The sequence below is a fragment of the Pontimonas salivibrio genome (genome assembly GCF_002950575.1).
In the GTDB taxonomy this organism is placed as follows: Bacteria; Actinomycetota; Actinomycetes; order Actinomycetales; family Microbacteriaceae; genus Pontimonas; species Pontimonas salivibrio.
Window position 1 is genome coordinate 93,309 of sequence record NZ_CP026923.1, and the last position, 17,620, is coordinate 110,928.

The 17,620-nt window shown below is 57.6% G+C and carries 16 protein-coding genes and 1 tRNA gene; 4 read left to right on the forward strand and 13 right to left on the reverse strand.

The window, feature by feature from the left end:
- Nucleotides 1-5: 5 nt before the first annotated feature.
- The 5 genes from C3B54_RS00515 to dnaK are packed head-to-tail and all read right to left on the reverse strand — an operon-like array spanning nucleotide 6 to nucleotide 6,171.
- Nucleotides 6-2,168 (reverse strand): ATP-dependent Clp protease ATP-binding subunit, encoded by a 2,163-nt coding sequence (locus C3B54_RS00515; RefSeq protein ID WP_104912768.1) that lies wholly within the window; start codon nucleotides 2,166-2,168, stop codon nucleotides 6-8.
- Nucleotides 2,168-2,638 (reverse strand): heat shock protein transcriptional repressor HspR, encoded by a 471-nt coding sequence (locus C3B54_RS00520; RefSeq protein ID WP_104914166.1) that lies wholly within the window; start codon nucleotides 2,636-2,638, stop codon nucleotides 2,168-2,170. The genes C3B54_RS00515 and C3B54_RS00520 overlap by 1 nt, the downstream gene beginning before the upstream one ends.
- Before the next feature lie 24 nt (nucleotides 2,639-2,662).
- Nucleotides 2,663-3,637: a DnaJ C-terminal domain-containing protein gene (locus C3B54_RS00525; protein WP_104912769.1), complete on the reverse strand. Its 975-nt coding sequence runs from the start codon at nucleotides 3,635-3,637 to the stop codon at nucleotides 2,663-2,665.
- Between the two features lie 60 nt (nucleotides 3,638-3,697).
- Entirely contained in the window at nucleotides 3,698-4,315 is a 618-nt protein-coding gene (locus tag C3B54_RS00530; protein ID WP_104912770.1) for a nucleotide exchange factor GrpE, read from the reverse strand.
- Nucleotides 4,315-6,171: a molecular chaperone DnaK gene (gene dnaK, locus C3B54_RS00535; RefSeq protein WP_104912771.1), complete on the reverse strand. Its 1,857-nt coding sequence runs from the start codon at nucleotides 6,169-6,171 to the stop codon at nucleotides 4,315-4,317. The genes C3B54_RS00530 and dnaK overlap by 1 nt, the downstream gene beginning before the upstream one ends.
- A gap of 209 nt (nucleotides 6,172-6,380) precedes the next feature.
- On the opposite strand from dnaK, the gene C3B54_RS00540 reads away from it, so the two are divergent.
- Nucleotides 6,381-7,787 (forward strand): MFS transporter, encoded by a 1,407-nt coding sequence (locus C3B54_RS00540; RefSeq protein ID WP_104914167.1) that lies wholly within the window; start codon nucleotides 6,381-6,383, stop codon nucleotides 7,785-7,787.
- A 45-nt stretch (nucleotides 7,788-7,832) separates the two neighbouring features.
- On the opposite strand, the gene C3B54_RS00545 is transcribed toward C3B54_RS00540, so the two are convergent.
- The 5 genes from C3B54_RS00545 to C3B54_RS00565 are packed head-to-tail and all read right to left on the reverse strand — an operon-like array spanning nucleotide 7,833 to nucleotide 11,894.
- A complete protein-coding gene (locus C3B54_RS00545) occupies nucleotides 7,833-8,729 on the reverse strand; it encodes a prenyltransferase (RefSeq protein WP_104912772.1) in 897 nt (298 codons plus the stop codon).
- The gene (locus tag C3B54_RS00550) at nucleotides 8,726-9,067 is read right to left on the reverse strand and encodes a lycopene cyclase domain-containing protein (RefSeq protein WP_104912773.1); all 342 of its coding nucleotides are present in this window, start codon (nucleotides 9,065-9,067) and stop codon (nucleotides 8,726-8,728) included. The genes C3B54_RS00545 and C3B54_RS00550 overlap by 4 nt, the downstream gene beginning before the upstream one ends.
- Nucleotides 9,064-9,390: a lycopene cyclase domain-containing protein gene (locus tag C3B54_RS00555; protein ID WP_104912774.1), complete on the reverse strand. Its 327-nt coding sequence runs from the start codon at nucleotides 9,388-9,390 to the stop codon at nucleotides 9,064-9,066. Before C3B54_RS00555 ends, C3B54_RS00550 begins: the two co-directional genes overlap by 4 nt.
- Nucleotides 9,391-9,399: 9 nt before the next feature.
- Nucleotides 9,400-10,989, reverse strand: a complete 1,590-nt coding sequence (gene crtI / locus C3B54_RS00560) for a phytoene desaturase family protein (RefSeq protein ID WP_104912775.1) — start codon at nucleotides 10,987-10,989, stop codon at nucleotides 9,400-9,402.
- Entirely contained in the window at nucleotides 10,986-11,894 is a 909-nt protein-coding gene (locus C3B54_RS00565) for a phytoene/squalene synthase family protein (protein ID WP_104912776.1), read from the reverse strand. The genes crtI and C3B54_RS00565 overlap by 4 nt, the downstream gene beginning before the upstream one ends.
- An 86-nt stretch (nucleotides 11,895-11,980) precedes the next feature.
- Between C3B54_RS00565 and idi the strand changes: the two genes are divergently transcribed.
- Nucleotides 11,981-12,541, forward strand: a complete 561-nt coding sequence (gene idi / locus C3B54_RS00570; protein WP_104912777.1) for an isopentenyl-diphosphate Delta-isomerase — start codon at nucleotides 11,981-11,983, stop codon at nucleotides 12,539-12,541.
- Here the strand turns inward: idi and dcd are convergent.
- Nucleotides 12,508-13,098 (reverse strand): dCTP deaminase, encoded by a 591-nt coding sequence (gene dcd, locus C3B54_RS00575; protein WP_104912778.1) that lies wholly within the window; start codon nucleotides 13,096-13,098, stop codon nucleotides 12,508-12,510. The two genes, idi and dcd, sit on opposite strands and share 34 nt — an antisense overlap.
- A gap of 46 nt (nucleotides 13,099-13,144) precedes the next feature.
- Here dcd and C3B54_RS00580 point away from each other — a divergent pair.
- A tRNA-Gly gene (locus C3B54_RS00580) sits at nucleotides 13,145-13,218 on the forward strand.
- A 30-nt stretch (nucleotides 13,219-13,248) separates the two neighbouring features.
- Here the strand turns inward: C3B54_RS00580 and C3B54_RS00585 are convergent.
- Nucleotides 13,249-14,547, reverse strand: coding sequence for an ATP-dependent DNA helicase (locus C3B54_RS00585; protein WP_104912779.1), 1,299 nt, complete (start codon nucleotides 14,545-14,547; stop codon nucleotides 13,249-13,251).
- A gap of 66 nt (nucleotides 14,548-14,613) precedes the next feature.
- On the opposite strand from C3B54_RS00585, the gene C3B54_RS00590 reads away from it, so the two are divergent.
- Entirely contained in the window at nucleotides 14,614-15,552 is a 939-nt protein-coding gene (locus tag C3B54_RS00590) for a zinc ribbon domain-containing protein (protein ID WP_104912780.1), read from the forward strand.
- Nucleotides 15,553-15,577: 25 nt separating this feature from the next.
- On the opposite strand, the gene C3B54_RS00595 is transcribed toward C3B54_RS00590, so the two are convergent.
- Nucleotides 15,578-17,599, reverse strand: coding sequence for a bifunctional copper resistance protein CopD/cytochrome c oxidase assembly protein (locus C3B54_RS00595; RefSeq protein WP_245867951.1), 2,022 nt, complete (start codon nucleotides 17,597-17,599; stop codon nucleotides 15,578-15,580).
- Nucleotides 17,600-17,620 lie beyond the last annotated feature (21 nt).

The following is a 17,620-nucleotide window of genomic DNA, read 5'->3' on the forward strand; positions in this document are numbered from 1 at the left end:
TCTTTCTAGTGTTCGGGGCTAGCGGAAAGGTCGAAGCGCGTCAGCTCAAGCCCGCTGTGGTCATCATTGATGTCGACTTTGACCGTGTCACCGTCATGAATGTCGCCAGCGAGAAGCTTGGTCGCCAGTCTGTCATCGATATGTCGTTGCATCAGTCGACGAAGCGGGCGCGCCCCGTAAGTCGGGTCGAACCCGTTTTCGGCCAACCACGCCCTCGCCGCCGGAGTGACCGCCAACTCGAGCCGGCGCTCTGCAAGACGGTGTTGAAGTCGATCGATGGTGATTTCGACAATCTGCCCCAACTCTTCGGTGGACAGGGAAGAAAACACGACAATGTCATCCAGCCGGTTCACAAATTCCGGCTTGAAGGCTTTGCGCACTTCCTGGTGCACAGCGTCGGTTTTTTCGGTCCAACTCAACGTCGAATCCGTCAAATAGCCAGAGCCCAGGTTCGAGGTCAGGATGAGAATCGTGTTTCTAAAGTCCACGGTCCGACCTTGACCATCCGTCAGTCGACCGTCATCAAGTACCTGAAGTAACAGGTCAAACACTTCGGGGTGTGCTTTTTCGACCTCGTCGAGCAAGATGACCGAATAGGGGCGCCTGCGCACCGCTTCAGTGAGCTGGCCACCCTGTTCGTAACCGACATACCCCGGAGGGGCACCAATGAGTCTGGAGACGGAGAACTTTTCACCGTATTCACTCATGTCAATACGAATGAGTGCTTTTTCGTCGTCAAAAAGGTAATCTGCGAGCGCTTTCGCGAGTTCTGTTTTTCCAACACCGGTCGGGCCTAAGAACATGAACGAACCCGTGGGCCGATCCGGGTCAGATAGGCCCGCCCGGGTGCGCCGGACTGCTTCACTCACCGCGCGCACTGCATCTTTCTGGCCGACTAACCGTTTGGCCAGTTCGGATTCGAGGTGCAACAGGCGCTCGGTTTCACCTTGGGTGAGTTTGTCGACGGGGATCCCCGTCCATGCCGCCACCACAGCGGCAATATCTTCGTCGCCTACTTGGTCGTTCACCATGCGCTCCTCAGAGCGCTCCGCAGATTCCGCTTCCGAAATGGACGCTTCGATACCGGGAATCACTTCGTAGTTCAGTTTGGAGGCGTGCTGGTAGTCGCCTTCGCGCATGGCTCGGTCTAAGTCGATGCGCGCTTCGCTGAGCTTAGTTTTCAACTCACCCACGTCTTGGAGGGACGCTTTTTCACTGGCCCAGCGCTCCTGTAAGGCACCGAGCTCTTGTTCGCGCTTGGCCATGTCTTCGCGAAGTTTGGCGAGGCGTTCTTTCGACGCCTCATCTTTTTCTTTCTTCAAGGCGAGCTCTTCGATTTTCATGCGATCGACGATCCGCCGAAGCTCATCTATTTCGACCGGGGATGATTCGATCTCCATTTTGAGGCGGCTGGCCGCCTCATCAATCAGGTCGATTGCTTTATCGGGTAGTTGCCTCGACGGGATGTAGCGGTTGGACAGGGAGGCCGCGGCAACCAACGCGCTGTCAGCGATTGCCACCTTGTGGTGTGCCTCATAGCGGTCTTTCAGACCGCGCAAAATGGCGACCGTGTCTTCGACGCTTGGTTCACCGACAAAGACCTGTTGGAATCGTCGCTCCAGAGCGGCATCTTTTTCAATGTATTCGCGGTATTCGTTCAAGGTGGTGGCCCCAATGAGCCGCAATTCACCACGGGCCAGCATGGGTTTCAGCATGTTGGCGGCAGCGACCGATCCTTCACCACCGCCGGCACCCATCAGGGTGTGTAATTCGTCGACAAAGGTGATGATTTGGCCTTCGGCGTCGTTGATTTCTTTCAACACGGCTTTCAGGCGCTCTTCAAACTCACCGCGATATTTCGCACCGGCGACCAAGGCGGCCATGTCGAGGGCGATGAGCTGTTTGTCTTTCAGCGAATCGGCCACATCGCCCGCGACGATGCGCTGCGCGAGCCCTTCAACGACAGCTGTTTTTCCCACACCGGGTTCACCGATCAAGACAGGATTATTTTTGGTGCGCCTGGTCAACACTTGGGACACTCGACGGATTTCTTGATCGCGCCCAATCACCGGGTCGAGTTTGCCTTGCGCGGCAATCTCGGTCAGGTTTTGGCCAAACTGTTCTAACGCAGACTGGTTCTCCCCACCTTGGGGTTGTGCCTCTGCCATTAGCGCTTCTCCACTTCTGTCCCACCAGAACGGGGGGGACTAAACCATTCATTCCACATTCGCCACAGCGGATTCCAGACCACCATTTGGCCACCGCGTTGAGCCCGCTCACCAGCTCGGAGGGGTATTACTTCACCCTCTGCTCCGGCTGCAAAGACTCGCCGACCTTGGCGTTTGAGCACCTCGTCAGCGAGCGCACTTTCTAATTCCCGCACTCGAGCGGTGAGGTCACCCACTTCTCGTTGAAGCTCCAAAATTCTCTTAATGCCCTCGAGGTTTAACCCCTCGTTGCTGAGTGTCTGAATTTCTCGAAGTGCCACTACATCACGCATCGAATACCGCCTGGTGCGCCCTGCGGTTCGGGTGGGGCTCACTAACCCCAACTTGTCGTACTGACGCAGTGTTTGGGGGTGTAATCCGCTGAGTTCCGCTGCGGTAGCAATGGCAAACAGGGGAGTGTTCTCATCCATATCGGGCGAGACCATGTTCACCTCCTACCTTTTGGCTTTCGCAATCAGGTCATCCCGCGGGTTTTCCTGCGGGAGCGTCTCGAAGAGTTTGTCCAGGTGGGCTTTAGCCGTTTTTGACAGGTGGCTTGGCACAGCGACACGGATTTCGACTAACAGGTCGCCAAGGCCTTGGCTGGAGGTAACTCCACGGCCGCGAACGCGCATCACTTGACCGCTTTGGGTTCCAGGCGGCACTTTCACTTTCACAATGTCACCCGAGAGGGTAGGCACCTCGATGGTGTCGCCCAGGCTTGCTTCTTGGAAGGTCACCGGAACGACCACTCGGAGGTTTTGGTCTTCCCTGGCAAACACGGGGTGTTTGGGAACTCCGACGGTGATGATCACATCACCGGCTTTTCCGCCGTCCGGGCTTGGTCGCCCTTTACCGCGTAGGCGCACTTTTTGTCCGTCTTTTACTCCTGCCGGAATTTTGGCGGACACTTTTTTCCCCGACGCGGTATCAACCGAAACGGTTGTCCCTTCCACAGCGGTGGCCAGGTCGAGCGTGATACGGGCTTGCACGTCTTGGCCTTTAGTGGGCTCGCGGTAGCGGGGGTAACCTCCGGGACCACCGGGTCCCATACCGCCATCGAACAGTCCATCGAAGAGGCCGCCACCGAAACCGGCTGGGCCACCTCGTGGCGCTCCGCCACCGAACATGCCTCCGAAGATGTCTTCGAAGCCGCTTGCTCCTTGACCGCCCGCGGTGAAACGGGGGCCGCCTTGAGCCATGGCGCGAATTTGGTCATATTCGGAGCGTTGCTCAGCATCGGACAGTACCGAATAGGCTTCCGAGATTTCTTTGAAGCGCTGTTCGGCTTTGTCATCACCCGGGTTGGAATCGGGGTGGTTTTCCCGCGCCAGCTTGCGGTACACCTTCTTAATTTCCGCTTCGGAGGCGTCTTTGGACACGCCAAGGATGGCGTAAAAGTCTTTTTCTAACCAGTCTTGACTTGCCATGGTGACTCCTCCTTCCGAATGTGTTGTCGCAAACTGCGGTGCCGCTACTGTGAAGCGGCGTTACTTGTCGTTTTCTGATGTGGACTGTTGTGGCGGTGAGGACACAGCCACTTTGGCCGGGCGAATAAGTCGCTCACCCAGTTGGTATCCCACTTCGATGACATCGGCAACGGTGTCGACCTGAACCTCATCGGAGGGCATGTGCACCATGGCCTCGTGAATGGCGGGGTCAAATGCTTCGCCGGCTTCACCCACGGCGCTCATGCCGTAGCGCTCAAAAGATTGACGCATCTTTTGCGCCACGATTTCCAGCGGTGTTCCGGCGAGGTCGCCGTGCTTTTCCGCACGATCTAAGTCATCAATTGCGGGCAGCAGTGACCGAATCACTTCGACAATGATGGCTTCGCGATTGGACTGACGGTCGCGTTCCACCCGAGAGCGGAAGTTCGCGAGCTCTGCTTCTGCCCTGGCCGCACGGTCACGGTATTCGGCCACCAGATCACGTTCAGCCTCATCCAGGATTTCCAGATCCTCGTCGCCTAACGCTTCCGGTTCGCCCTCCGGAGAGGGGGACCTCACGTCCCCCGTCTCCGGGTCGATCCGGCGCTTGTCAAACACGACGGGTTCTTCGTGCTCTTCAGGCTCCTGATCGGGGCCTTTATTACTGTGCTTGGCCATTACTTCTTGTCGTCCGACTTCTCATCGGTTTCATCGTCGACCACTTCGGCGTCCACGATGGTCTCGTCTGATTCGTCTTCGGTGGCACCGTCGGCGGGAGCGTCTTCTCCGGTTTGGTAGAGGGCTTCGCCGAGTTTCGTTTGGCTTGCTGCGAGAGTGTCGGCTGCTTTTTGAACGGCATCTGCATCCTCGCCGGCCAGTGCGCTTTTTAGAGCATCCAGGTCGGTGCGGACTTCAGACTTCACATCGTCAGGCAACTTCTCGTCGTTGTCGGTGAGGATTTTTTCCACCGAGTAAGCGAGCTGTTCGGCGTTGTTGCGGGCTTCCGCTGCTTCACGACGCTTTTTGTCTTCTTCGGCGTGTTCTTCAGCTTCGCGCACCATCCGCTCGATGTCTTCTTCCGCGAGGGAGCTCCCACCGGTGATGGTCATCGACTGTTCTTTACCGGTGCCCTTATCGGTGGCACTGACGTGGACGATGCCGTTGGCGTCGATATCGAAGGTCACCTCGACCTGGGGGACGCCCCTCGGAGCGGGGGCAATTCCGGTCAGTTCGAAGGTACCGAGTTGTTTGTTGTCCCTGGTGAATTCGCGCTCACCTTGGAACACCTGAATCGACACGGAGGGCTGGTTGTCTTCTGCGGTGGTGAACGTTTCACTGCGCTTGGTCGGAATCGCGGTGTTGCGCTCGATCAGTTTGGTCATGATGCCACCCTTGGTTTCAATTCCGAGGCTTAGCGGCGTGACATCGATGAGCAACACATCTTTTCGCTCACCCTTCAACACACCAGCCTGCAGGGCGGCCCCCACAGCGACTACCTCATCGGGGTTCACCGACTTGTTGGGTTCTTTACCCCCGGTGAGCTCGGTCACCAGCTTGGTCACCGCCGGCATACGGGTGGAGCCACCGACCAAGACGACGTGGGCAATGTCGCCGACTTTCACACCGGCTTCTTTGATGACGTCTTGGAAGGGCTTGCGGGTGCGCTCGAGCAGATCGGCGGTCAGCTCTTCGAACTTCGAGCGTGAGAGCGTCTCGTCGAGGTTCGCCGGACCCGATTCGGTCAGTGACAGGTAGGGCAACTGAATTTGGGCTTGGCTGGATCCGGAGAGTTCCTTCTTGGCTTGCTCTGCGGCTTCCTTCAGGCGCTGTTTGGCAATTTTGTCGTTCGAGATGTCCACACCGGTGGTGTCTTTGAACCGTTCGGCGAGGTAGTCCATGACGCGGTGGTCCCAGTCGTCACCACCGAGTCGGTTGTCACCGGCGGTGGAGCGCACCTGAATGGTGGAGAAGTCGTCGTCTTTACCCACTTCGAGAAGGCTGACGTCGAAGGTTCCGCCACCGAGGTCGAAGACCAAGATGAGTTCGTCTTCTTTACCTTTGTCCAGGCCGTAGGCGAGGGCTGCAGCGGTGGGCTCGTTGATGATGCGCAACACGTTGAGTCCGGCGATTTCGCCGGCTTCTTTGGTTGCTTGACGCTCGGCGTCATTGAAGTATGCAGGAACGGTGATGACCGCGTCGGTGACGGCTTCGCCGAGGTACTGTTCGGCGTCACGCTTCAGTTTCTGCAGGATACGGGCAGAAATTTCCTGCGGGGTGTACTTTTTGTCGTCAATCTGCGTGGTCCAGTCGGTCCCCATGTGGCGTTTCACCGAGGACATGGTGCGCTCGACGTTGGTGACGGCTTGACGTTTGGCGGTTTCTCCGACGAGAACTTCGCCATCTTTGGTGAAGGCCACCACTGAGGGGGTGGTCCTAAACCCTTCGGCATTGGAAATTACGGTGGGTTCGCCACCTTCCAGTACGGAGACCACCGAGTTGGTGGTTCCGAGGTCAATTCCTACTGCACGGGACATCTACTGTGCTCCTTTTATGTCGTGGGGCCGACAACTTGAGTCGGCACAAATCAAGTTTGCAGAGGGAAGGGGCGTTCGTCAAGTCTGAATCGACAAATATGAGTCATGTTGGCTCATATTTCGCCACCAGCGGACGAAGTGGCCCCGGTTCACTGACAATTCAACGCCAGATCGCTCCAAAGACCCAGGCTTTGGCTACGGTTGGGGGTATGAACGCCCGTGGCGAGGCACGCCCCCCGCGAAAGCTCCCGCCTGCAATCGACAACGACACCCTGCCGGTCATGGGACTGGCCGCCAACGACGGTGCCGCTATCCCCAAAAGCCGAGTATTTGCCTGGGCCCTGTGGGATTGGGCCACCCAACCCTTCGCCACAGTCATCACGACCTTTGTCTTCAGTGTGTACCTCACCTCGGAACTGTTCCTTCCCGACGAGATTCGGGCCTTGGGCAGTGGCGCCGAATATGACTTGGCGTTATCTGTCCTCTCCCGAGATTTTGGGTTTGCTGTGGCCATAGCCGGCATCGCGGTCGCGATCCTCGCCCCCGTCCTCGGCCAACGTGCCGATCGTTCCGGGCGGCGCAAACGACTACTCGCCATCAACACGGTGTTGTTGGTCGCGGTTCAAGCGAGCCTCTTTTTCGCCACCATCGAACCCAACATGTTCATCTTTGGCATCACCATGGTTGCCATTGGCAACATTTTTTCCGAAATTGCCAACGTCAACTACAACGCGCTCATCACCCAAGTGGCCACACCCCGCACCGTGGGTCGAGTAAGCGGGCTGGGGTGGGGTTTTGGTTACCTCGGCGGCATCAGCATGCTGCTGGTGTCCTACTTCGGGTTCATCCAATTCGACGTATTCGGGTTGGGTTCTGACAACGGAATCGATATTCGAGCAATCGCTGTCGCCTGTGCCGCATGGACCGTCATTTTTGCCATCCCCATATTGATCTCTGTGCCCGAAGTGCACTCAGCCGAGGGGTTACCCAAAACCGGTTTCTTCGCCAGCTACCGTGTGCTCTTTCAGGACATCGCCCACCTTTACCGCACCGCCCGCACTACTTTTTGGTTTCTTCTGGCGAGCGCCATCTTCCGCGACGGCCTCGCAGGTGTGTTCACCTTTGGTGGTGTCCTCGCCGCAATTACCTTCGGTTTTTCTGCCACCGAGGTACTCATCTTCGGCATTGTGGCCAACCTGGTTGCCGGCATCTCCACCATGGCTGCCGGGAAACTAGATGACTGGTTCGGACCCCGGTCGGTCATCATCGGATCCTTGACCCTGCTGCTCGCCTCCGGTCTGGCGTTGTTTTTCCTGCGGGATGCCGGAGCGTTAGCGTTCTGGATTGGGGGGCTTGTCCTCGGGGCGTCGGTCGGCCCCGCTCAAGCAGCCGGTAGGTCGTTTCTTGCCCGGGTCACTCCCGCCGGTCAAGAAGGCCAAATCTTTGGCCTTTACGCCACCACTGGAAGAGCGGTGAGTTTCCTCACTCCGACCCTGTGGTCGCTGTTTATCGCCATTGGTGGTGCCCAGTATTGGGGGATTCTCGGAATCATGGTGGTCCTGGCCATCGGCCTGGTCCTCATGATTCTGGTGAAACTCCCCACCCACGTGCGCTGAAGACGTGTGGGCTAAACACCTGGGCGCTAAACACGTGTGGAGTATTTAGCCGGGTAGATACCCGGCGTTAATCCCGACCAGGGTGACCACGGCCCCCGCGAAAAAGTTGATGCCTAGAAACCAGCGCCACCCGCCATGGGCTTTAGTGGCACTCTCATCAGTGATGGTGACAAACGGAAGCACTGCCGCCAAGTAGGGCACAGCAATAATGGCGGTCAGAGCAATCGGCCAGGGAGCCAACAGCATGAGCCCGCCCGCAATGGCATACAGGGCGACGGCGATCCAGACCGCTGTTCTCGCCCCCCAAATGGTTGCCACCGAACCGATTCCCGCTTCGCGGTCAGAAATCACATCCTGCACGGCACCAAAAGCGTGTGAACCCATCCCCCACAAGAAAAAGGCGCTCAACACCAGCGCCGTGGTGGAACTGGGCGGCTCAGCACCCCACAGGCCGTCGCCCCACAGGCCACCACCGAGGGCCAAACCATAGAGCGCGGGGGATACAAAATGCACACTGGAGGTCACCGAATCCAGGCCAGGAATTTCTTTAAACCGCAAAGGTGGCGTCGAATACGCCACAACGCTAAAGAGGGACAGAGCCAGCATCACCCACGACGGCCAACTCCCCTGGAAAACCAACCACACCACAAAAGGCAACGCCAAGAGTGTTGAGGTGAGCAACATGGGGCGGTGTAGTTCCGGAGGCAACAGGGCGCCTTCCGCACCACCCTTTCGGGGGTTGAGAACATCGGATTCGTAGTCAAAAACGTCATTGATTCCATACATCAACACGTTGTAGGGGATCAGGAAAAACACTGTCCCCACGAGGAACAGCGCATCGAATTGTCCGGTGCTGACGTAGTAGGCCACGGCAAACGGGAAAGCCGTATTGACCCAACTGAGCGGCCTAGAGCTCAGCACTAGCGACTGGAGAACACTCATGAGCTTTCCGAACGATTCGGACGCTTAGCCAAGAATGCCCACACCGAAGGAACAATCAGGGCGGCCGCGACCGTGTACGCGAAATCTTCTAGCGGGGCAAAACCCAACCGAACGCCGGAGATTTTGCTGGGGTCGTAATCCACAATGCCGAAACCGATAATGGCGTTATCGAATATGGCCGTGAGTACTAACACCACCGCGAGGGCGCCCAACGCGGCCCGGATATCGGGGCGTGTGCGTGTGCCCGCGGCCTGTGATTGCCGGGTCAGTAGCAGCGCGACGACGGCGATGAGCACTGCGGCGAGCAGAAACCACACGTTGATGAACCAATACGTCATCGCTTCGCCCTCGCAAAAAACCGCTCAAAGCCCAGATAACACAACAGTGTGACGTAACACAGCAGCGTCAAGAAAAACACTTCCTCCAACGGCAACTCAGGGCCGATGAGTATCCCCGTTTGGTAGGGGCCACCACCCCGGAAAAAAACACCCTGTGCGATACCCACCACATCCCAGATGAGGAAAAACACCACACCCACCAAAACGGTGATGAGCGTGCGTGTGACGTTGCCGGCAAAAAGGGCCAACCGGTGTCGCCGATCAATTAAGCCAAGGCCCAACAGTGACACCACTAACGCGGTGAGGTAGGCAAATGACAACACCGGGACGTCCTAACGGTGCTGTGGCACCAGAGGCTCGGGCAGGGCCGTAGTGGAGGTGTCACCGCGCAGGCGCTTCAACATCACCTCTGCTGAGATGATGCACATCGGGAGGCCAATTCCCGGAATGGTTGAACTTCCTGCGTAATACAGACCGTCCACTTTTTTGCTGACATTTCCTGTCCTAAACAGTGCACTCTGGGTCAACGTGTGGGCGGGGCCCAACGCAGAACCCATCCACGCGTTCAAATGCGATTCGAAGTCTGCCGGCCCCACACTACGACGAAGCACAATACGCTCAGCCAAATCATCCGCGCCGCTCCACTTGGCGATTTGTTCAATAGCGCGATCGGCAATTTCTTCAACGACCGGATCACCCGCACCATCGAGACCACCCTTACCCATCGACACATCGGCGGGCATCGGCACCAAGACGAACAGGTTGGTGTGACCGTCCGGTGCAACATCAGGGTCGATGACACTGGGTTTGCAGACATAGAGAGAGGCAGGGTTTGGAATCTGGGGCGGGCTGGCGAAAATTTTGCCGAAGCTTCCCTCCCAGTCTTCGGTGAAGAACAGGCTGTGGTGGAGAAGCTCGGGCACCTCACCCTTCACACCCAAATACAACAACACGGCGGAAGGACCAGCGGTGCGCTTTTTCCAGTAGCTCTCGCCGTAGGTTTGCTCCGCCGTATCCAACAGGGTGGTTTCTGTGTGGTGCAGGTCAGCACCAGAGACCACAAGGTCTGCTTCGACCCGGTGGGTCACACCGTCGGTGTCCTGATAGGTCACCGCGGTGACTTTCGGTTTGCCAGAGCCTTTTTCGGTCTCAATTCCCGTCACACGAGAATTCAGCCGCAAGTCCACACCGTGATCAACCGCGATGTCTTTAATCGATTCCATCACCCGGTTAAAACCACCCTGTGCGTAGAGCACGCCGTCTTCCAAGTCGAGGTGGCTCATCAGGTGGAACATTGCCGGCGCCAAATAGGGGCTGGAGCCCAAAAACACTGCGGGGTAACCCAATAATTGGCGGGCTCGGTGTGATTTCACGTGTTTGGACGCAAAACTCCAGATGGGGGTTGTTAGCAGGCGATACAGGGTTCCCACCCGCTTCAACACCTCGCCAACAAATAGTGGCCGTAGGTCTTGGAATGACGTAAAGAGGAAGTACTTTTTGGCAATGTCGTACGTTTCTTTTGCCGAATCGAGGTAGCGCTCCATCGCGGGTCTGGAACCGGGCTCCAACTGTTCAAACATTTGCAGGTTGGATTCCCGGTCACCCATCACATCGACCGAATCTGCCGGCTTGCCCTCTTCGGGTTCGAAGTACACCCGGTAGGCGGGATCGAGTCGTTGCAGATCCAACTGTTCGGCAGCGCTGGTGCCCATCAGTTTGTAAAAGTGATCAAAGACTTCCGGCATCAGATACCAGGACGGACCCGTGTCGAAACGGAAACCGTCTTTTTCCCAATTGCCCGCGCGACCACCGACGTGATCTAGCGCTTCCAGCAACACCACGTCGTAACCGTCTTTCGCGAGCAGTGAAGCCGAAGCCAAACCGCCCATACCGGCACCAATGACGACCACGCGTTGTGTCATGCGTTATTCCTTTTCTCTTGTCTCCATTTGGCACCCGGCAACCAACCAGCCGCAACCGCGACCGCCAACTGGGCTTTTCTGGCACTGGGAACACTGACCCTCTGGGTCAACAGTTTTTCGGCAGGTGTCTGTCGCAGTTTCACACCCAGCTCGTCAAAAAGTGCTTGGGCAAGGGCGACCGCTTTCCTCGAGCGCGCCGGCAACAGCGGCAACGCTCTCGCCGATTCAGCCAAATCCTTATCGATGTCATCGAGGAGACGGTTTTTTGTGTCCTCATCCATCGAATCAGGAGTCACGCCGGGGAAGTAGCTTCGCCCCAACGCATCAAAATCGACGGCAAGGTCGCGCAGAAAGTTGACCTTCTGAAACGCTGCACCCAACGCCCTGGCTCCAGAAATCATCTGTTCGTGTTGAGCCGGGCTGTAGTCGAGGTCTTTCACAAACGCTTTCAAACACATCAACCCGACGACTTCGGCTGAGCCGTAGACGTAGAGGGAGAAGCTTTCCTCATCGTGGGAGGTTTCCGACAGGTCAGCGCGCATCGACGCGAAAAACGGCCCGGTGAGCTCTGGCGTAATTCCCACACTGCGGGCGGAATGGGCGAAAGCGTGAACAATGAGGTTGGTGCTGTAGCCGGTTTCCATTGCCCGCTCAGTGTCCGACTCCAACCGATCGAGCATGTGACCCGCTTCGGCCTGATCAATTCCCGCCTCGCCGGCCACACCGTCAACCACCTCGTCCGCTAAGCGCACCAGGGAATAAATGTTTTCAATGTGTCGACGACACAGCGGGTCAAGCAGGCGGGAGGCCAAACCAAACGATGTCGAATAAAGCCGAATGACACCCGACGCAGTTTCTTCCGCAGCCCTCGTATAAAGGTCAATTCGAGTGTCCAACTGCGTCATCGACACTGACCTCTCTATCGTGCGTGGTTAGGCTCAATACTGGCAGGACAACACGTCACCAGACGTGTCCAACTGAAGGGTAGCGCGTGGAGAAAACAGAATCCTCCGAGCAGGTCGTCTTAGTAGACGAGCAGGGCACCGCAATCGGTGTGGCCGATAAAGCCACCGTGCACGACACGGACACTCCCCTGCACCTTGCCTTCTCCTGCCACATCTTTAATGGCGAAGGACACGTCCTGGTGACCAGGCGCGCATTGGGGAAAAAGACGTGGCCTGGGGTGTGGACCAATGCGGTGTGTGGCCATCCCGCTCCGGGTGAGGACATGCGTGAAGCGGTTGCCAGACGGGTCGAACACGAAATTGGGCTCAGAATTTCTCACATCGAGCCGATGCTTCCTGGCTTTCGATACAGGGCAGTGGACGCCTCCGGGGTGGTGGAAAACGAAATCTGTCCCGTCTTTACTGCTCTTACCGACTCCGACCCCACACCGTTAGACGATGAAGTCTCAGAGTGGCAATGGGTTGACCCGACCCAGCTGCAACAAGCCGTCCGGGCAACACCGTTTGCGTTTAGCCCGTGGCTGGCAATGCAACTCGAGGCGTGGCCCGGTGACTACCGCGCGGCGTCGGAGACGTCGGTGCGGTGAAAATTCGCCGACGAGCGTGATGCGGTGGGGCCGCGCTGGCCCTGATATCGGCTTCCGTAACGCTCGGAACCGTAAGGGTGTTCCGCGGGAGATGACAGTCTAAAGAAACACAGTTGGCCAATTTTCATCCCCGGCCAGAGGGTAATGGGCAGTGTGGCCACGTTGGAAAGCTCCAAGGTGACGTGCCCCGAAAAACCAGGATCAATAAAACCTGCCGTCGAGTGGGTCAATAGGCCCAGACGCCCCAGGGAGCTTTTTCCTTCCAACCTGGCCGCCACATCGTCAGGCAGTGTGACCACCTCGTAGGTGGCGCCTAAGACAAACTCACCCGGGTGCAAAACAAACGCTTCAGACGGTTCAACCTCGACCAGCCGGGTCAAATCGGGCTGGTCGATTGCTGGGTCAATGTGTTGGTACTTGTGATTATCGAAAAGTCGAAAAAATCGATCCAGTCGCACATCGACACTGGAGGGCTGAACCATCGATTCATCCCACGGGTCCAACAACACCCTCTTGGCGCTAACCTCAGCGCGAATGTCACCATCCGATAAGAGCATGAAGAGAGCCTAGTAGACTGCTGGCCACCAGCCCCGGCTGGCGCCGGCGAGTGTAGTTCAATGGTAGAACTTCAGCTTCCCAAGCTGATAGCGCGGGTTCGATTCCCGTCACTCGCTCCACAGAAAAACTGCCCTCACCCGTTAGTGGGACTACCAGAGCGCGTGGGCCTCATCCGATGCGGTGGCGAAAAACCTTTTGACATCCCCGTCGACGATGATGTCTGAAGGTTTTAGGGGCCGAGCAAGGTGCAGGCCGTCGAGGCTTGTGAGTCGGGAAAACGCCACATAGGTTTGTCCAGCCGCGAACGCCCTCGGGCCTAAATCGATAATGGCCCGGTCAAGCGTTTTACCCTGCGCCTTGTGAATAGTGACCGCCCAGGCGAGGCGCAGCGGAAACTGTGTGAACTCGGCGACCACGTCGCTGGTGATTTCTTTCGTACCCGGGTTGTATTCGTAACGAATTTTTTCCCAGGTGACCGGCTCCACTTCTACTGACTCACCGTCAATATTCACCACGACCGTGTCCGCAATATCTTCGACAACACCCAATGACCCATTCACCCAGCGGGGGCCGTGATCATTCCCGGTGTCGTTTCGTAAAAACATCACCTGGGCGCCCGGTTTGAGGGCAAGTTCTTCATCTGCGGGGAATTGGCGGGATTTACCAAAATCTCCCTCAATATCCGCAACGGCGATTTGGGTTTGGCCCGACAGCGCATCGAGGCGTGCGTGATTAATTCTTCGCACCGTCTCGTTGGTCGTGGCCAGCGTAATCGTGTCGGGGTCATCGGGAGGAATGGACCCCCGTTCGTTGAGCATCCGACCGGTGTCAGGGTCGATGCTGCCATCGCGCAGGGAGTTCAATACCGCCTGAAAGACGGGGTCTGACTGGCGAAACACTGTTTCCAACACCACGGTCCGGAGGCCCGCCTGCTGCCACACTTTGGCGTCAAAAAACCAGGCAGAGGCGTAGCGGTCGCGGTAATATTGTTTTTCCGTATCGCCGCTCACCACCGGAGCCAACTGATACAAATCGCCAAACATAATCAATTGAACCCCGCCGAAAGGAACCGTCTTTCGGCCCTTAGCCTGTCGAAGTCGCCGGTCGATAGCGTCCAACATGTCAGCACTAACCATGGACACTTCATCAATCACGAGCGCGTCAGCAGCGCGAAGCATTTGCAGCACTTCTTTTGGACAGAAACCTAAATCGCGGTCGCCAATAATCCCCAGCGGCAGTCGAAGCAGCGAATGCAGTGTTTGGCCGCCTACCGCCAGAGCCGCCACACCAGTGGGCGCTGCGACAACGACCTGTTTATTGGTCTGTTCAACAAACGCGTGCAGCAGCGTGGTTTTACCGGTCCCTGCTGGACCCGTAATAAACACGTGGTCGAAACTAGATTCCAATAACGCGAGGATGTCCTCGTTCTGGTCTGACGCGGTAGTCATGGTCTCCCGACTGTTCCCTGTGACCAGGCTACCGGGCTGACACCACCGGCTTCCTAGACTGGGGTGATGAGGCGAGTCATCATCACCTGGGCAGTAGCGCTCGCCGGTGTGGTTGCCCTGTGGGCGGGTGGGGTGTCGTGGCTTAACGCCACCGTGTACTCACCACAGGCACTCGTTACGGACTATTTGGAGGCCCTAGAAGACGGCGATGTGCTCGCCGCGAGTGCGATTGCTGGACTCGAGGCCACCCCGGCAGTGTCGCCCGTTGCTGAAGCGAAACTCACCAGTATTGCCATTACGGGTGTGCAGGACACAGAAGACAACCGGGTGTTGATTCGTGCCGAATACCTCATGGCCGACACCGCTGAATCCTCTGTCTTTACGCTCTCTCGTCAAGGCCGCGTGTGGGGGCTTTTTGACCAGTGGGAGTTTTCTCTCACCCCCACTGCCACCATTGAGACGACACTGACCGGTTTAGATCGGGTCATCATTTCGGGTCTCGGTTTCCCGACGGAGGGCTCTCTCAACACCACCGTTCTTGTTCCCGGTAGTTACACCGTGGAGGCAAAAACCCAATGGTTGGAAACCGAGTCGTATACGGCTGTTGTGTCTGAACCGGCTTCAGTGTGGAGCGTGGACCTACGAGCCCAACCCACCAGCGCCCTGCTCGATGAAGTCAATCTGGCACTCACCGAATACCTCGGGGAGTGTGCGATGCGGGAAGTGCTGCAGCCGTCATCGTGCCCGTTCGGTGTTCAAGTGACCGATCGGCTCTACACCTTGCCCGAGTGGTCAATTTCACAGGTTCCTGCGGTCTCGCTCGCACCTACCAACGACGACGGCACGTGGGACATGGTGGCGCTAGGTGGCCGAGCAACCATTGACGCGACCTTGCAGTCTTTGTTTGACGGTTCGCTTCGCTCCTACAGCGAAGTGGTGTCCTTTGGGCTCACCGGTGACGTCACAGGCATAGATTCGAATTCACCAGCACTGCGCATTGATTGAGAGTGCCCCCCGAGCGATTACCCAGCTAACGTGGGCCCGGCCGATTGGGCACCCGCTCATCCTGGGCGGCGCGCTGTTGAAGCATGGCGTTGTAGGCCTGCAGTTCGGCGTCATCGGTCCGATCCGCCAGACGGTCACGACGTTTTTGTTCCCGCTCATCGCCTCGACTCCACGCCCAAGTCACCAGAATGGCCAAGACGAGGGTGGGGATTTCGCCCAAACCCCAGGCCAACTCGCCACCTTGCTGTTGGTCTTCTAAGGGGGGTAGTCCCCATTCACGGCCCATCGCACCAAACCATTCAGGGACCAAAAGAGCTTCACCCATAATCAACCCGAGCCCGAAAAAGGCGTGGAACGCCATAGTGGCCAACACGATGACTAATCGAAGGGGATACGCCGGTCGGTGTGGGTGTGGGTCACCATCAACCAGCACTTGGGCAAAAAGATAACCGCTGAGCAGGAAGTGCAGCGTCATCCAGACGTGCCCGAGGTGGTCCTCCAAGGCCCACGCGAACAGTGGTGAGTAGTAGAACACAATCAGAGACACCGCGAACAAGGGTGCCGCCACTAAAGGGTGGCCAATGATGGCCAAATACCGCGAGTTCACGGCAGTGAGAATCCACTCCCGGGGACCCCTGGAGCCATCTTTTCTCGCCTCTATCGCTCTCGCCGCCAGAGTCACCGGTGTGGCTAACACCCACAGAAGGGGAATGGCCATACTGAGAATCATGTGCGCCACCATGTGCACGCTGAAGAGAAACACCCCGTACACGTAAAGCCCCGAGCTGGTGGTGAACAACAGCAGGGCCATACCGATTACCCAAAACAGTGTTTTGCTGATCGGCCAACGGTCACCTCTGGCTCGCAGACGCCAGACGCCCTGAAGATAAAAAGCCGTGCCCATGACGGCAATGAGAGCCCACAACAAATCCAACTCCCACACGGTGAAGACCTTCGTCCAGTCAAACTCCGGAGGAAGAGGCTTTCCCGTCAGATATTCGGCAGGGGTGGGAGAAAGCAGTTCACTGGCTGGGGTGTCGTCAACCGGTGTTTCGGTTCTCGCCAAAGCGACCGCCAAACCCACTGCGACACCCATCACCACCAATTCGGCAGTAATTGTCCGCCACAGGGAACCAAGCGCCGAAACACCCCCCGCGGCCACCTGCCTAATTGTTCGAGTGCGATACCACGCACCCGCCCCAATCAACACCGCGAGCGCCGCGGTCTTCGCAATGACCAACTGGCCGTAGGGGGTAGATAGTTCCGCAAAAGAGCCCACCCGAATGTAGGCGTTCAGCGCACCAGAAGACGCGACGACGACCACCGAAATCAGCGCAATGCTCGAAAACCGTTTCAGTGCGGCCAGCAACAGAGTGGGTCGGCGGCGAAGGGTGTTGAACACTAACGCAAAAGCGGCCAGACCGCCCACCCAGAAACCGATAAAGACGTAGTGCAAAAACGCTGATGTGAGTGCTTGATTGTGCGACGCACTACCCGCGGTGTGACCCAACTCTGCAAGAGGCCACAGAGCCGCCACGGCGAGAAGACCCGCAACAAAGACAGGAGCGTAAGCCCTCGAAGCGATAGTCACAATGGTCACAGTCGCCGCCAACAGGGTGGAGATCAGCCACGCGCGACCAAACTCTGTTTGGCTAAAAAACAGCGCCAGTAGGCTTCCGAAACGATCATTGGCGGCGATGGGCTCCAAATACACCGACTGGAAAGTGAGAAATGCCGCGAGGGCACTGGATATCGTCCAGGTTGCCGCGGACCAGCCCGCGATCTGCATGGTCTTTTCGTATGCAGGCTCATCTTTGGGTAGTGCCACAGCGGCAAACATCAGTGCACCCAGAGTCAGTGCGGAGGCGAGACGCAACACCAACATTGCCCCTGGCAAACCAAACCTCACGGCCACACCCGGATCGACCACCAAAGGAGCCAAGGCACCGCCACCCCACACGAGGCCAAACACCACAGCGGGAACACCACCCAGCACCAACAGTGCCAGGGGAAGACGACTGGTCGTCGCCGGCGTTGTCACACTCACCCCTTCAGGCTAAGACACCCC

Coding starts and splice junctions, on each gene's coding strand:
- C3B54_RS00515 (WP_104912768.1), bottom strand. CDS start 2,168: ATGGCAGAGGCACAACCCCAAGGTGGGGAGAACCAGTCTGCGTTAGAA.
- C3B54_RS00520 (WP_104914166.1), bottom strand. CDS start 2,638: ATGGATGAGAACACTCCCCTGTTTGCCATTGCTACCGCAGCGGAACTC.
- C3B54_RS00525 (WP_104912769.1), bottom strand. CDS start 3,637: ATGGCAAGTCAAGACTGGTTAGAAAAAGACTTTTACGCCATCCTTGGC.
- C3B54_RS00530 (WP_104912770.1), bottom strand. CDS start 4,315: ATGGCCAAGCACAGTAATAAAGGCCCCGATCAGGAGCCTGAAGAGCAC.
- dnaK (WP_104912771.1), bottom strand. CDS start 6,171: ATGTCCCGTGCAGTAGGAATTGACCTCGGAACCACCAACTCGGTGGTC.
- C3B54_RS00540 (WP_104914167.1), top strand. CDS start 6,381: ATGAACGCCCGTGGCGAGGCACGCCCCCCGCGAAAGCTCCCGCCTGCA.
- C3B54_RS00545 (WP_104912772.1), bottom strand. CDS start 8,729: ATGAGTGTTCTCCAGTCGCTAGTGCTGAGCTCTAGGCCGCTCAGTTGG.
- C3B54_RS00550 (WP_104912773.1), bottom strand. CDS start 9,067: ATGACGTATTGGTTCATCAACGTGTGGTTTCTGCTCGCCGCAGTGCTC.
- crtI (WP_104912775.1), bottom strand. CDS start 10,989: ATGACACAACGCGTGGTCGTCATTGGTGCCGGTATGGGCGGTTTGGCT.
- C3B54_RS00565 (WP_104912776.1), bottom strand. CDS start 11,894: ATGACGCAGTTGGACACTCGAATTGACCTTTATACGAGGGCTGCGGAA.
- dcd (WP_104912778.1), bottom strand. CDS start 13,098: ATGCTCTTATCGGATGGTGACATTCGCGCTGAGGTTAGCGCCAAGAGG.
- C3B54_RS00585 (WP_104912779.1), bottom strand. CDS start 14,547: ATGACTACCGCGTCAGACCAGAACGAGGACATCCTCGCGTTATTGGAA.
- C3B54_RS00590 (WP_104912780.1), top strand. CDS start 14,614: ATGAGGCGAGTCATCATCACCTGGGCAGTAGCGCTCGCCGGTGTGGTT.